The organism is Streptomyces sp. P9-A4, assembly GCF_036634195.1.
In the GTDB taxonomy this organism is placed as follows: Bacteria; Actinomycetota; Actinomycetes; order Streptomycetales; family Streptomycetaceae; genus Streptomyces.
The window spans coordinates 2,593,683-2,607,504 of record NZ_JAZIFY010000001.1; the positions used below are offsets into that span (position 1 = coordinate 2,593,683).

Annotated in this window: 12 protein-coding genes and 1 tRNA gene; 9 read left to right on the forward strand and 4 right to left on the reverse strand. The window is 74.7% G+C overall.

Annotated elements, in window-relative coordinates:
* Positions 1–5 precede the first annotated feature (5 nt).
* Both V4Y03_RS11625 and V4Y03_RS11630 read right to left on the reverse strand, forming a co-directional pair.
* Positions 6–875, reverse strand: coding sequence for a spermidine synthase (locus V4Y03_RS11625; RefSeq protein WP_317878592.1), 870 nt, complete (start codon positions 873–875; stop codon positions 6–8).
* A gap of 33 nt (positions 876–908) precedes the next feature.
* The gene (locus V4Y03_RS11630; RefSeq protein ID WP_443079773.1) at positions 909–1,379 is read right to left on the reverse strand and encodes a hypothetical protein; all 471 of its coding nucleotides are present in this window, start codon (positions 1,377–1,379) and stop codon (positions 909–911) included.
* A gap of 225 nt (positions 1,380–1,604) precedes the next feature.
* Here V4Y03_RS11630 and V4Y03_RS11635 point away from each other — a divergent pair, with 225 nt between their 5' ends.
* Complete coding sequence (locus V4Y03_RS11635; RefSeq protein ID WP_332434867.1) at positions 1,605–2,891, forward strand: tetratricopeptide repeat protein; 1,287 nt, start codon at positions 1,605–1,607, stop codon at positions 2,889–2,891.
* Between the two features lie 103 nt (positions 2,892–2,994).
* On the opposite strand, the gene V4Y03_RS11640 is transcribed toward V4Y03_RS11635, so the two are convergent.
* Entirely contained in the window at positions 2,995–3,597 is a 603-nt protein-coding gene (locus V4Y03_RS11640) for a histidine phosphatase family protein (RefSeq protein WP_317878612.1), read from the reverse strand.
* Between the two features lie 156 nt (positions 3,598–3,753).
* Between V4Y03_RS11640 and V4Y03_RS11645 the strand changes: the two genes are divergently transcribed.
* The 7 genes from V4Y03_RS11645 (at position 3,754) to V4Y03_RS11675 (ending at position 10,041) form a co-directional block, all read left to right on the forward strand.
* Entirely contained in the window at positions 3,754–4,590 is an 837-nt protein-coding gene (locus tag V4Y03_RS11645; RefSeq protein WP_317878611.1) for a phosphatase PAP2 family protein, read from the forward strand.
* Positions 4,526–5,656, forward strand: coding sequence for a hypothetical protein (locus V4Y03_RS11650; protein ID WP_332434868.1), 1,131 nt, complete (start codon positions 4,526–4,528; stop codon positions 5,654–5,656). Before V4Y03_RS11645 ends, V4Y03_RS11650 begins: the two co-directional genes overlap by 65 nt.
* The gene (locus tag V4Y03_RS11655) at positions 5,647–7,260 is read left to right on the forward strand and encodes a hypothetical protein (RefSeq protein WP_332434869.1); all 1,614 of its coding nucleotides are present in this window, start codon (positions 5,647–5,649) and stop codon (positions 7,258–7,260) included. The genes V4Y03_RS11650 and V4Y03_RS11655 overlap by 10 nt, the downstream gene beginning before the upstream one ends.
* Complete coding sequence (locus tag V4Y03_RS11660) at positions 7,257–8,594, forward strand: AAA domain-containing protein (protein ID WP_332434870.1); 1,338 nt, start codon at positions 7,257–7,259, stop codon at positions 8,592–8,594. Before V4Y03_RS11655 ends, V4Y03_RS11660 begins: the two co-directional genes overlap by 4 nt.
* A gap of 172 nt (positions 8,595–8,766) precedes the next feature.
* Positions 8,767–9,123: a hypothetical protein gene (locus V4Y03_RS11665; RefSeq protein WP_317878833.1), complete on the forward strand. Its 357-nt coding sequence runs from the start codon at positions 8,767–8,769 to the stop codon at positions 9,121–9,123.
* Positions 9,124–9,317: 194 nt separating this feature from the next.
* Positions 9,318–9,977 carry a hypothetical protein gene (locus V4Y03_RS11670; RefSeq protein ID WP_332434871.1) on the forward strand — a complete coding sequence of 220 codons (660 nt, stop codon included), beginning with the start codon at positions 9,318–9,320 and terminating at the stop codon, positions 9,975–9,977.
* Positions 9,968–10,041: transfer RNA gene (locus V4Y03_RS11675), tRNA-Lys, on the forward strand. The genes V4Y03_RS11670 and V4Y03_RS11675 overlap by 10 nt, the downstream gene beginning before the upstream one ends.
* Positions 10,042–10,109: 68 nt before the next feature.
* On the opposite strand, the gene V4Y03_RS11680 is transcribed toward V4Y03_RS11675, so the two are convergent.
* Complete coding sequence (locus V4Y03_RS11680; RefSeq protein ID WP_443079774.1) at positions 10,110–11,390, reverse strand: M6 family metalloprotease domain-containing protein; 1,281 nt, start codon at positions 11,388–11,390, stop codon at positions 10,110–10,112.
* 326 nt (positions 11,391–11,716) lie between these two features.
* On the opposite strand from V4Y03_RS11680, the gene V4Y03_RS11685 reads away from it, so the two are divergent.
* Entirely contained in the window at positions 11,717–13,732 is a 2,016-nt protein-coding gene (locus V4Y03_RS11685) for a putative bifunctional diguanylate cyclase/phosphodiesterase (RefSeq protein ID WP_443079775.1), read from the forward strand.
* The last annotated feature ends 90 nt before the right edge of the window (positions 13,733–13,822 follow it).

A 13,822-nucleotide genomic window follows, 5' to 3' on the forward strand; every position in this document is an offset into this window, starting at 1 on the left:
GACGGTCAGCGGAAGACGGACGCCGGCGGTACGGGCGAGGGCTTGGCACTCGCGTCGGTGACCGGCACCGCTCCCCCGGCGAAGTCGGCCAGCGCCCGCCCGTGTTCGACCCGGCCCGGGTGCGGGTCGGTGGCGACCCGGCGGGTCAGCTCCGCCACCGGCAGCTCCCGGTCCGAGGCGAGCAGCACCGCGTTGCCGAAGCGGCGACCGCGCAGCACGGTCGGGTCGGCGGTCAGCGCCAGCTCGGGGAAGACGGCGGCGGCGGTGGCGATCTGGCCGCGCAGATGGGTCAGCGGCGGGCCGTCGGCCAGGTTCGCCGCGTAGCAGCCGTCGGGGCGCAGCACCCGCCGTACCTCCGCGAGGAACTCGGTGCTGGTCAGGTGCGCCGGGGTGCGGGCCCCGCTGAACACATCGGCGATGACCAGGTCGGCCCAGCCGTCCTGGACCTTGCCGAGCCCGGCGCGGGCGTCGGTGGAGCGGACCCGGACGCGGGCGTTGGCGTCGAGCGGGAGTTCCCGGCGTACGAGCTGGACGAGGCGCCCGTCGAGTTCCACGATCTGCTGGGTGGAGCGGGGCCGGGTCGCGGCGACGTACCGGGCGAGGGTGAAGGCGCCGCCGCCGAGGTGGACCACCTGGAGCGGGCGGTTCGGCGGGGCGGCGAGGTCGATGACGTGGCCGAGCCGCCGCTGGTACTCGAAGGTGAGGTGCGCCGGGTCGTCGAGGTCCACATGGGACTGCGGGGCGCCGTCGATGAGGAGCGTCCAGGCGCGCGGGCGCTCCCGGTCGGGTATGAGTTCGGCGAGTCCGCCGTCGACGTTCTCGACGACGGGGGCGGCGGCCGACGCCGCCCGGTCACGCTGCTTGTTCCTGGCCACGTGCCCATTATCCGGGCACGGGCGGCGGGCGGCTCAGTGGCAGCCGTCGGCCGCCTCGATGAGCCGGGCCGCCTCGCCGAGGGCCTCGCGGAGCACGGCGGGGTCGGTGACCGGGTCGGCGTCCCCGGGCGGCAGCAGCCAGCCGGCCGGGCGGGGCGCGTCCCCGGCCGGTTCCGGGAGCTCGGGCAGTTCGGGGAGGCGGAGCCCGCGCCCCGAGGTCCGCGTACAGGCGCTGCCGGGGACGTCCCAGGCGGCGGCGGTGCCGGGCGGGACGAGGAAGCCCAGGGTGTCGCAGGTGCCGTCGTGCACGACGGGGCCGACGGCGGGGGTGGCGCCGCGCCGCAGGATGTCCACGGCCTCCAGGCCCTGCCGGACCGGCACGGTCACCAGGTCCCAGGCTCCGGCGGCGGGCTGCGGCCCGTCGGCCTCCGGGGCGGATGTGTGGCGCATGGCCTCCGGGGCGGGCGCGTGCCACGTGGCCGACTGCGAACCGATCTCCGACATGGGGGACCCCTCCTGGCTCCTGAGGAGACACGTGCCGTCTCTCCCTTACGGTTCAACGCCCGTGCGCGTCAACGGCTACGGCGGGATGCCGCCGCAAAGGATGGCAGTTCATGGCAGATCGCAGGCGAGATATCCGATTTGTAGCCAAACTCAGCGCGTGCGTCCGGTCACAGCAGGTACGTTCTTGCCGCCGGACACCCGGCAGCACCAGGAGAGGGCTCGGCCATGGCGATGTCACGGGCAGTTCCCAATCTCGCCTTCCGTCGGCTCCGCGGACAGCACTCCCCGGCGGAGTTCGCCGCGTCGGTCCGCCGGGCGGCGCGGGAGATCGGCGAACAGGTCGCGTGCGACGCCCGCTACATCGGGCGCGTGGAAGCGGGCGAGATCCGCTGCCCCAACTACGCGTACGAGCGGGTCTTCCTGCATATGTTCCCCGGTCTGGGCCTCTCCGACCTGGGCTTCTCCGCGCGGGAGACGGTGCGTGGACGGCGGCAGGCCGTCCCGGCCGGGGCTCCGCCCCCCGCGGCCGTCACGACCCGGAACGATGAGGAGAGCGACGTGCTGCGTCGCGCATTCATGACGAGCGGCTCCGCCACCCTGGCGGTCGCCTCGCTGGGACTCGGCGGCCCCGCCGTCGCGATCCCCTCCCCCCGCGGCACCCACCGGATCGGCGACGCCGAGGTACGGGCGGTCGAGGACGCCGTACGGCAGATCCGGCTGCTCGACGACCGGCACGGCGCCGACGGGCTCTACAAGGTCGCCGCCCAGCCGCTCCGCGCCGCCTACGCGCTGCTCGACACGGGCACCATGACCCGCCGCTCCACCGAGGACCGGCTGCACGCGGGGGCGGGCGAACTCGCCCTCTCCGTCGGCTGGCTGGCCCACGACTCCGGCCGCCACGAGGACGCCCGCTCGCACTACGCCGAGGCCCTCGCCACCGCGCGCGTGGCGGGGAACGCGGCCCTGGAGGCGCACGCCTTCTGCAACACGTCCTTCCTCGCCAGGGACACCGGCCGGTTCCGCGAGGCGGTGCGCGCGGCGCAGGCGGGGCAGCGGGCCGCGCAGCCGCTGGACTCGGCCCGGCTGCTGTCCCTGCTGTCGCTGCGGGAGGCGGGCGCCTGGGCGGGGCTCGGCGACCGGTCCGCCTGCGAGCAGGCACTCGGCCGCGCCCACGGCCACTTCGACCGGGGGCCCTCGGGCGGCGACCCAGAGTGGATGTCGTTCTTCGGGGAGCCGGAGCGGGAGGCCCTGGAGGCCCAGTGCTGGTCGGCCCTGGGCGACTGGGGCCGGGCCGCCCGGCACGCCCACCGGGCCACCGTGCTGCAGAACCCGCACTTCGCCCGGAACCTGGCGCTCTACCGCGCCCATCTCGCGAAGGACCTGGCGCACGCCGGGCGCCCGGACGAGGCGGCGGCGGAGGCGAAGCGGGTGGTGGACTCCCTGGAGGGCATCGCCTCGGCGCGCGTCCGGGGGATGCTCGCGGAGACGCGGCAGGTGCTCGCGGCGTACTGACGCGCGGTGGACCCCGGTCCGGGCCGGGCCGGCTGCCGGCCCCGGCTGGACTCGGCCGGCCCCGGCCGCCCCGGCCGACCGCCGTCCGGCCACCGCCCCGTCGTTACGCCGGTGACTCCAGGTGCCCCGTGTCGTTCCAGCGCTCGATCGCCGGGGCGCCGTACGCCCAGCCGAGGACCGAGAGGCTCGTCGGGTCGAGGCGGATGCGGGAGGCGAAGGAGACGTCCTCGCCCAGCCAGCGCGCGCCGATCGAGCGCAGGATGTGCCCGTGCGCGAAGACCAGGACGTCACGGTCGGCGGAGCGGGCCCAGTTCACGATCGTGTCGGCGCGGTCCGAGAGCTGCGCCAGGGTCTCGCCGTCCGGGACCCCGTCGCGCCAGATGAACCAGCCGGGGCGGATGTCCTGGATCTGCGGCGGGGTCAGCCCCTCGTACGCGCCGTAGTCCCACTCCATCAGCGCGTCCCAGGGTTCGGCCCGGTCGCCGAAGCCGGCCAGCTCGCAGGTCTCGCTCGCGCGGACCAGCGGGCTGGTGCGCACCTCCACGCCGGGCAGGCCCTGCCAGGGGCCGCGGTGCAGGCGCTCGCCGAGCAGTTTCGCGCCGCGCCGGCCCTCGTCGAGCAGCGGGATGTCGGTCCTGCCGGTGTGCCGGCCGAGAAGTGACCACTCGGTCTGGCCGTGCCGGGCGAGCAGGATGCGCGGTGCCATGGGAAGGACTCTCCAGGGGTTTCACGGTGCGGATTCACGGTGCGGGCGTGCCTCTCCCATCATCGCCCAGAGGGATTCGGGGTGACGTCCGGGCAACCCCGGGGCGGCCCACGGCGTCCCCCTCCCCGGGCAGGACACGTCGGGGGGATCTTTCGCATGCGCAAGCCGCGCTGGTGGCTGGAGTTGTCGTTGGTCGGCGTCGTCTACGCGGGCTACTCCGCGGGACGGCTCCTGGCCCGGGGCGACGAGGACTCGGCCGTCGGCCACGGGCTCGCGATCCTCCGCCTGGAGGAACGGCTGGGGATCGACGCCGAGCACCCGCTGAACCGGCTGTTCACGGACGTGCCCGCGCTCGGGGTCCCGGCGGACTTCGCGTACGCCTCCCTGCACTACCTGGTGACCCCGGCGATCCTGGTGTGGCTGTTCCGCCGCCGCCCCGCCCACTACCGGGCCGCCCGCACCTGGCTGATGGTCTCCACCCTGCTCGGGCTCGTCGGCTTCACCCTGCTGCCCACCTGCCCGCCCCGGCTGCTCGACGCGGCGCACGGCTTCACGGACACGATGGCGCACTTCAGCGCGTACGGCTGGTGGGGCGGCGAGGCCAGCGCACCGCGCGGGCTCGGCGGGATGACCAACCAGTACGCGGCGATGCCGAGCCTCCACGTCGGCTGGGCGCTGTGGTGCGGGGTGATGCTCTGGAGGTACGGGCGGACACCGCTCGCGAAGGCCCTCGGAGTGGCGTATCCGCTGGTCACCGCGGTGGTCGTGATGGGGACCGCCAACCACTACCTGCTGGACGCGGTCGGCGGGGCCGCCGTGATGGGCGCCGGGCTGCTGCTGACCCCGTACGCGCTGCGGCTCGCCGGGCGGCTGCGCGGGACGGCGGAAGCTCCCCCGGTTGTCAGTGGCGGATGCGAGACTTCCCCGGGTGAGCGCATCCCTGGACAGCGGTCTGCCCCAACCCCCGCGGACCACCCGTCGACAACTCGCTGAGCTGCGCGGCCCGGCCACCCCACCGCGTCCACTGGACGCGCGGGCCCTCGCGGCGCTGGCCGCCAATCCCGGCTGCCGGCGGCGGGCCCTGCTCGACGGCGCCGGGGTCGACAAGTCCGCGCTCGCCGCGAAGCTCGGCTCGCCCGCCCCGTTCGGGCAGTCGCAGTTCGCGATCGTGCGGGGCAACTCCTTCGAGGCGAAGGTCAAGGCGGACGGCGGCCGTGAGCTGCTGCGCCTGATCGGCGTGGAGGAGCCGGGCGCGGTGTCCGTGCCCGATCTCGCGGCGGCCGGACCCGAGGGGCGGGTGGCCAGGACGGCGCTCGCGCTGCGGGAGGCGACCGACGCGGGGGCGTGGTCGCTGCTCGACCATCCGCTGCTCGCCCTGGAGGTCGCGGGCTCGCCGGTGTACCTGGAGCCGGACGCGGTGGTGGTCCGCCCCGACGGCGGGTGGACGGTCGTGGAGATCAAGTCGTTCCCGATGGTCGACGGCGCGGCGGACGCGTCGAAGGTGGGCGCGGCGGCCCGGCAGGCCGCCGTGTACGTGCTGGCGCTCGAGCGGGTGGCGGCCAGGACGGAGGGCGCGCGGGTCGCGCAGTCGGTGCTCCTGGTCTGCCCGAAGGACTTCTCGAACGTGCCGACGGCCTCGGTCGTCGACGTGCGCAAGCAGCGCTCGGTCACCCGGCGCCAGCTGGCCCGGCTGACCCGGATCGACGAGATCGCGCGGGCGCTGCCCGAGGGCACCAGCTTCGATGTGGCGGAGCGCTCGGCGGAGGAGCTGACGGCGGCGGTGGAGTCGGTGCCCCACCAGTACGCGCCGGAGTGCCTGGCCGCCTGCGAGCTGGCCTTCCACTGCCGGTCGCGGTCGCGGGAGACGGGCGCGGTGGAGACCCTGGGCCGTTCGGTACGCGGTGAGCTGGGCGGTCTGACGACCGTCGGCGCGGTCCTGGCGGCGGCGCGCGGCGAGGAGGGCGACCCTCAGGACCCGGCGGTGGCGGCACTGCGCAGGGCGCGGGCGCTGCGGCAGGAAGCGCTGGCGGCGGGTTCGGGGGGTGTGGCATGTCGCTGATCTCCACGCTCGCCCGGATGGAGGCCGTCGAGTCGGGCCGGGCGCAGCCGCTCGCGACCGTCCGGCACCGGCGGCTCTCCGCGCGGCCCCTCGTCCTCGTACCGCTGACGACGGCCGGTGAGGCGGGCGCCCCTCTGGGCGCCCTCGTCGGCACCGGCCCCGAGGAGCCGCGGCTGCTCGTGGTGCCGCAGCCCCGGGACCGTGACCTGCGGTTCGCGTTCCTCGCCGATCTGGCCGAGGAGGTCCTGCCGTACATCGACTCCTTCGCGGACGTCGTCGAGACGGCGGAGAAGAGCGAGGTCGACCCCGAGACCGGCAAGAAGGTGAAGGTCGAGGTCGAGCTGTGCGCGGACGCGCCGCAGCTGATCGTGCCGAGCCGGGCCGGCATCGAGTACGTACGGCTGCTGGGGCGGTCGACGCGGTTCCGGTGGACGGCCGAGCAGGACCCGGAGACACCGTTCCCCGCGCCGCCGCGCGTCCCGCTGCTCGGGCGCTGGCTGACGCACTTCGGCGACCGGGCCCGGGTGCCCGGCTCCTCGCTGCTGCTGTCGGCGACCGACCTGCTCAACCGGCACTGGGCGACCGGGCAGTCCTCCCTGGAGGACCAGCACCTCGGCGCGCTGCTCGCCTGGATCGACCCGTCCGACGCACCGGGCGCGGAGGCGGCGCTGCGGGCGGAGACGGGCCGGGACTCCCAGGGGCAGCTGCTCTGCCCGCCCGCCGGGCCCGCCACCGACCCCGCCTTCGACAACCGGCTGCTCGCGCCCGCGATCGAGCGGTACGACCGGGCCCGGCAGCGGCTCGGCGCGGCCGAGGACGGCGAGAGCGCCGACTCGGGCCTCGGTGAGCTGCACGCGGCCGAGCGGGAGCTGCGCCGGCTCGTCGTCTCCCAGCTGAAACCGACCTGGGACGCGGTCTGGCGGGCGGTCGGCCTGCTGCGGGAGCTGCCGGAAGGCACCAGGGTCGAGGACCGCTGGACCCGCGACCGCTGGTCCTTCACCGCCCACCGGGACCGGGTCACGGCCGGTGAGCCGCCGCAGCCGCGCCGGGACGACGCCGTGACGGCGGCCCGGAAGCTCGCCGCGCGCGAGCAGGCGCAGGGCCAGCTGGAGGCGCAGGAGGCGCTCGACGATCCGCTGGTGCTCGCCGGGCGGCGGCTCGCGGGCGAGGCGTTCGCGGCGGAGGTCGTCGAGGTGACGATGGCGTGGACGGAGTCGAAGCGGCCCGCGCCGCGCCCCCTGCTCACGGTCCGCACGGAGGACCGGCCGCACCTGGGCGTGGGGGTCCCCCCGGCCGAAGGCTGGGGGAGGGTGAGGGTGTACCGGTCGCTCGACGGGAAGCCGCAGGCGGCGGAGTTCGTGCGGTACGAGGAGGACGGGGCGCTGCTGCTGCGGCTGCTCGACCGGATGGGCCGGTCGAAGGAGCCTGCGCCGGGCTCGGTGCCGGAGAAGGGCGAGCGGATCTCCTGGACCCTGTTCGAGCACGACCAGCGGGTCGGGCCGCAGCTGCCGGACGCGGAGGAGACCCCCTGGACGCACGGCGGTCCGCCCCGGACCGACGCCGTGGAACTGCCCGACGCCGTGACCCCGGAGGACGTGCTGTGAGTCCCGAACCCTTCGACCCCTCGGCGGAGGCCGGCCGGGCGACGGCCGGCATCCTGGCGGACACCCTGCACGGCACCGCGCGCGGTGTCGTGGTGGACTCCCCGCCCGGGGCCGGGAAGTCGACCCTGGTCGTCCGGGCCGCGCTGGAACTGGCCGCCGCCGGGCGCCCCCTGATGGTGGTGGCGCAGACGAACGCGCAGGTGGACGACCTGGTGCTGCGGCTCGCCGAGAAGGAGCCCGACCTTGAGGTGGGCCGGCTGCACTCGAACGACTCCGACCCGTACGACAAGGCGCTCGACGACCTGGAGAACGTACGGAAGTCGGCGAAGGCCGGTGAGCTGGCCGGGCTGCCGGTCGTGCTGTCCACGGCCGCCAAGTGGGGGCACGTGAAGAACGTCGAGCCCTGGGCGCACGCGATCGTCGACGAGGCGTACCAGATGCGCTCGGACGCGCTGCTCGCGGTGGCGGGCCTCTTCGAGCGGGCACTGTTCGTGGGTGACCCCGGACAGCTCGACCCGTTCTCCGTGGTGGGCGCGGAGCAGTGGGCGGGGCTGTCGTACGACCCTTCGGCGAGCGCCGTCGCGACCCTGCTCGCGCACAACCCGGAGCTGCCGCAGCACCGGCTGCCGGTGTCCTGGCGGCTGCCGGCCTCGGCGGCGCCGCTGGTGTCGGACGCCTTCTACCCGTTCACTCCGTTCCGCAGCGGCACCGGGCACGGGGACCGGAAGCTGTCGTTCGGGGTGGCGTCGGACGGTTCGGGTCCCGACCGGGTCCTCGACGAGGCGGCGGAGTCCGGCTGGGGCCTGCTCGAACTGCCCGCCGCGCACACCCCGCGCACCGACCCGGAGGCGGTCGGCGCGGTGGCGCTGGTGGTGCGCCGGCTGCTGGACCGGGAGGGCACGGCGGTCTCGGAGCGGTCGGAGGCCGCCGTCCCGCTGACGCCGGACCGGATCGCGGTCGGCACCGCCCACCGCGACCAGGCGGCGGCGGTCCGGGCCGCGCTCGCGGAGCTGGGCGTGACGGGCGTGACGGTGGACACCGCGAACCGGCTCCAGGGGCGCGAGTACGACGTGACGGTCGTCCTGCACCCTCTGTCCGGGCGGCCGGACGCGACGGCCTTCCACCTGGAGACGGGGCGGCTGTGCGTCCTCGCCTCCCGGCACCGGCACGCGTGCGTGGTGGTCTGCCGGGCGGGCGTGGCGGACCTGCTCGACGCGCATCCGTCGACGGAGCCGGTCCAGCTGGGGGTCGCGGTGTCGTTCCCCGACGGCTGGGAGGCGAACCACACGGTCCTGTCCCATCTGGAGGAACACCGGGTGACCTGGACGCCGTGATCCCGGGCCCGTCGCCCGCCCGAGCCCGGCCCCGGGCCCGCCCGCCGGGCTCAAACCGGGGCCCGGGGGACACCGGGGGCGTACGCGGGAGGGTTCGCGCCCTTGCGGGGCGCGGGACAATGGAAGACGGCCCGGGATTCCGGGCCGTGCCTGTGCGAGGAGGAGAAGAACGATGGCGGAACCCGCGGAACGGAGCGGACAGCGGCGGCTCAGGCCGGCACCGCTGATCTTCGAGCCTGCCGAGGCGACCGCCGACCCGGAGCACTTCTTCGACCTGGAGTCGCTGGAGGACCCGAGGGAGCTGCTGGCCCGCGCGACGGAGCTGACGCTCGCGTTCCGCGCGGCGACGGACCGGGCCACCGAGTTCCAGGCCATCGCGGCGGCGCAGCTGGCGGACCCGCGCCGGTTCGACCGGCTGACGACGGCGGACGTCGCCGAACGGGCGCAGTGGACCGAGGACTACGCGCTGAAAATGATCGAGTTCGGCCGCGACCTGATCAGGACGAACGGGCGCCCGGCGGAGGACTGATCCGGGGGGGATGATCCCGGGCGGGGAATCTCGGGGCCTCGCGGGGCCCTCGGGCGGCTCGAAGTGCCTCCGGGTGGCCTGGAATCGCCGTCTGGCATATGCCGAGGAGGCACGATACTCCTCCCCCTCCCCTCCTGTCCGGGATTCCGCGAACACTCGGCTACCGCGCCGTCACTCCCGGTACATCTGGAGACATGACGACGTGGCTGCGCGAAGAGACCCCGCACGACATCTTCCGGTTCCTCCGGGAGGGCGACGAGGTGCGGCACCAGACGGCCCGGGTGACCGCCGACGGAGCCGCCTGGCTGGCCTCGGCCGCCGGGGGCCGCGGCGAGTCGGCGCTCACCCGCTGGGAGGCCCGGCCGGCCTCGCCGGCGGCGCTGCCCTGCGGCCGGGTCTTCGACGTCGTCAACGTCGACCCGGTCTTCGGCCGCCGGATGCTGGACCGGCTGTGGGAGGAGGGCCCGGGATCGGGGCCTGTCGCCGTCCACCGGGGCCGGATGATGCTGTTCACCGCACCGGGGACGGCCCAGCGGCTGCCCGCCCTGCTCGACTGGGAGGTGGGGGTCCCCCCTGCGCGAAGTGCTCGGGGGAGGGGGGAGCAGGTCCCCCGGCCGCTCTGCCACGGCGTCGGGGACGCCGTCACCGTGCCGCCGCTCGTGCCGTCCGGCACCTCCGGCCCCCGCTGGGTGGTGGCCCCCGACACCCGGAGCCCGTGGCTGCCGGGGCCCGAGGTCGTGCTCTGGGCCTATGTGCGGGCCGTTCGGACGTACTCCGCCGCCGACGTGCGGGTATCGATTTTTCCTCCCGCCGATCCGGATGCTAATGTCTACGACGTCAGCAGGCGCCGCTAGCTCAGTTGGTTAGAGCAGCTGACTCTTAATCAGCGGGTCCGGGGTTCGAGTCCCTGGCGGCGCACAGACAGAAGAAGCCCCTCGCGGAAGCGAGGGGCTTCTTCGTGTTCCGGGCCGGGCGCGGGCCGAGGATCAGCCCACGGCCGGCGGGGTGATCCGTACCGTCCAGGCGCCCGACTCCGTGCGGTCCGTGACCTCGACCCGTACCCCCGTACCGGGCACGGTGAGGGTCTCGCCCTCTTCGAGGGGGGCGTCCGCGAGCGGCGGATAGACCGAGCGGTCCCAGCAGGCCTCGGTGCGCGGGTGCGCGTCGACCACCTCGACCGGGCCGTCGCCGGAGGCCGTGCCGCTCCGGATCCGGTAGACGAGCACCCCCTCGACGCAGGTGTCGGCGTCGCTGCCCGCATCGCTCCGGGCCTCGACGGCGAGGGCGCTGTCGGGGCCGGTGCGGACCACGGCCAGCCGGGTGCCGAGGGTGGTGCCGGCCGTGACCGGGGCGTCGGTCGGCTCCAGGCTGACCATCCGGGGGGCGGTCCCCTGGACGCAGGTCACCTGGGCGCGGGAGAGCCAGCCGAGCTTCCACTTGTGCCAGCCGAACAGGTCGGGCGACAGCCCGAACTGGCTGCCCATGACGTCCCAGTCGCCCACATGGGTGTCCCAGTCGCCCTTGCCGTCCTCCGGGCGGTGGTAGAGGTCGGGCAGGTCGAAGACGTGGCCGGTCTCGTGGGCGAGGACGTTGCGGTCGGGCGGGTGCCGCTCGAAGACGGTGACGACCCGGTTGATCTCGGTGCCGTCGACCTCCAGCGGGCGTTCGAGGTTGACGACCTTGGTCGCGTCGGAGTCCACGCCGGGCGCGTCCGGATCGGCGACCAGGTAGACGATGTCGTACCGGGAGAAGTCGACGTCCGCGTCGGCGGCGGCGATCGCGTCGCGGAGGTAGACGGCGCGCTTCCCGACGTCCCAGTCACGCCTTATGCCGTATGCGCTGGACGGCTTCGGCATCGGGGTCCAGGTGCGCTGGGGGTGCGGGCGCAGGGTGAACCGCCCGTAGGAGGCGCGGCTGAAGAACTGGCTGGTGGCCGGGAAGTGGTCGGCGGCCAGTTCGGCCGGCTGGGTGAGGGGCTCGGCGTCCGGGAAGGACAGGAAGATCATGACGGCGTCGAGGGTGCGGTCGGGCCGCGGGTACGACCTGTTCCAGGTGTCGAGGCCGAGCGAGTGATGGGCCGAGGTACGGGGCAGGGCGCACGGGTTCGGCGCCGGGGCGCCGACGGCCGGGCCTGCGACCAGCCCGGTGGCGGCCAGGGCGGCGAGCGAGGTGAAGGCCGCGGCCCCGGCACGCAGCCGCGAGCGTTCCACTCCCCCGGGTGGCTGCTGACCCCTCACGTGGACCTCCGGTTCGGGAATGCGGGACACCCCACCCACCTTGTGATGGTTTGCGGTGTTTCGCACGTTTCCACTGCCCCGGTCGGGTGAGAGGGCGCCATGGGGGCGACGCGACACGAGCACGTTTCGCCTCACGGAAAGTCACATTCGGTCACGACCTCAACGACCCGTGTCAGACCCGCGCAGAAACGATCGTCCGGAGTCCCGCGGTGGTCGGCCTCACAGCTCCGCACGCCCCCCGAGAGCCCCCCGGAGCTGGAAGGCTCCCCCGCGCTGGCTCTATGATCGGCTCACTCTTCCTTGGCCGACCGTCCCGACCACATGTGACCGGCCCGACTGCACTACGGGAGCGAGCGGTGAGCGGAACCCCCGAAGAACCGGTGCACCCGGAGCCGCCGGAGACGCACACGACGCACCCCGCACTCACGGAGCGTCACCCCGAGGCCCACGCCGACCGCCGCCCCGAGCCCCTGGCGGACCGCCGCGCCGAGCCCGCCGCCGACCATCGCGCCGCGCCCGCCGCCGACCGCCGCGCCGCCGAACTCCGCGACTACGGCGCCGCCTTCCGGGTCGCCCAGCTCGCCATGGCCGTCGTCGACCAGGACGGCGTGGTCGTCTCGGCCAACGACTCCTTCGGCTCCCTCCTCGGCTCCGACCCCGGGGCGCTGTGCGAGCAGGCCGCCGCCGACCTCGTCGACCTCGCCTCCGACGGGCGCACCTGGCACGCGTACCGCGAGGTGCTGCGCGGCCGGCGCTCCCGCTTCCGCTGCACCCGCCGCCTCAAGCACGCTGACGGGCGCTCGCTGTGGGCCGAGGTCACCGTCGCGCCCGTGCCCGACAGCCGGCGCGTGCTGCTGTCGATCGCGGACATCAGCGACCGGCGCGAACTGCAGGCGCGGCTGCGCCACCTCCAGATGCACGACCCGGTGACCCGGCTGCCCAACCGCGCGCTGTTCTTCGAGCGCCTCTCGGCGGCCCTTGAGGCCTCGCCCCAGGACGCCGGGGACACCCCGTACGCCGAGGAAACCCCGTACACCGAGGGCGTCCACGGCACCGGGACGACCGGACGCGCGGCGGAGCCCCGGGGGCCGGTCCGTTCGTCCTACGAGTCGTACAGGTATGGCAGAACAGGGCGGATCGGACTCTGCTACCTCGATCTCGACGGCTTCAAAGCGGTCAACGACACCCTCGGCCACCGCGTCGGCGACCGCCTCCTCGCCGCCGTCGCCGCCCGGCTGACGGAGTGCGCGGACAGCGACGGATACACCCGCAGCGGCGGCCATCTCGTGGCGCGGCTCGGCGGCGACGAGTTCGCGGTCCTGGTCGAGGACTCCACCGGTACGGAGCAACTCGCCGATCTGGCGCGCTCGGTGCTCACCGCGCTCCAGCAGCCCTTCGACCTGGGCGGCCAGCGGCTCTCGGTCTCCGCCTCGATCGGTGTGGTCGAGCGCTCGGGGTTCGGCACGACGGCGACCGCCCTGATGCAGGCCGCCGACACCACGCTGTACTGGGCGAAGGCCGACGGCAAGGCCCGCTGGACGCTCTTCGACCCGGAGCGCAACGCGCACCGGATGACCCGGCAGGCGCTCTCCTCCACCCTCCGCCCGGCCGTGGAGCGCGGGGAGTTCGCCCTGGAGTACCAGCCGCTCGTGGACCTGGCGGACGGGGCGGTGCGCGGGGTGGAGGCGCTGGTGCGCTGGAACCACCCGCAGTTCGGCACGCTCCCGCCGAATCGGTTCGTCGCCATCGCCGAGGAGGACGGCTCCATCGTGGAGCTGGGCCGGTGGGTCCTGAACACCGCCTGCCGTCAGGCGCGGCAGTGGCAGAAGGACCATCCGCGCGAGCGCCCGATCTTCGTGAGCGTCAACGTGGCGGTCCGTCAGGTCTGGGACTCCGACCTGGTCGCGGACGTGGCCGGCATCCTCGCCGAGACCGGTCTCGCCCCGCACCTCCTCCAGCTGGAGCTGACCGAGTCCGCCGTGATGGGCTCGGCGGGACGGCCGCTCCAGGCGCTCCAGGCGCTGAGCGACATGGGGGTGCGGATCGCGATCGACGACTTCGGCACCGGCTACTCGAACCTGGCCTATCTGAGCCGGCTGCCGGTCTCGGTGCTCAAGCTGGACGGTTCCTTCGTCCGCGGCTTCCAGGACGAGGAGCACGCCAACCCGGCGGACGAGCTGATCGTCGAGGCGCTGGTGCAGCTCGCGCACCGGCTGGGGCTCACCGTCACCGCCGAGTGCGTGGAGACCTCGGGGCAGGCGAGCCGGCTGCGCAGGATCGGCTGCGACACGGGGCAGGGCTGGCTGTACTCACGGGCGGTGGCCCCGGACCGCATCGCCGAACTGATCGGCACGGAGCCGCTGCCAGTGTGAGACCGGGACCGGGACCGTGGGGAGTCCGGGCATGGGACTGCCCCCGACCGGAGGGACATTCCGGGCGGGGGCAGTGGTTCATGAGGGGGT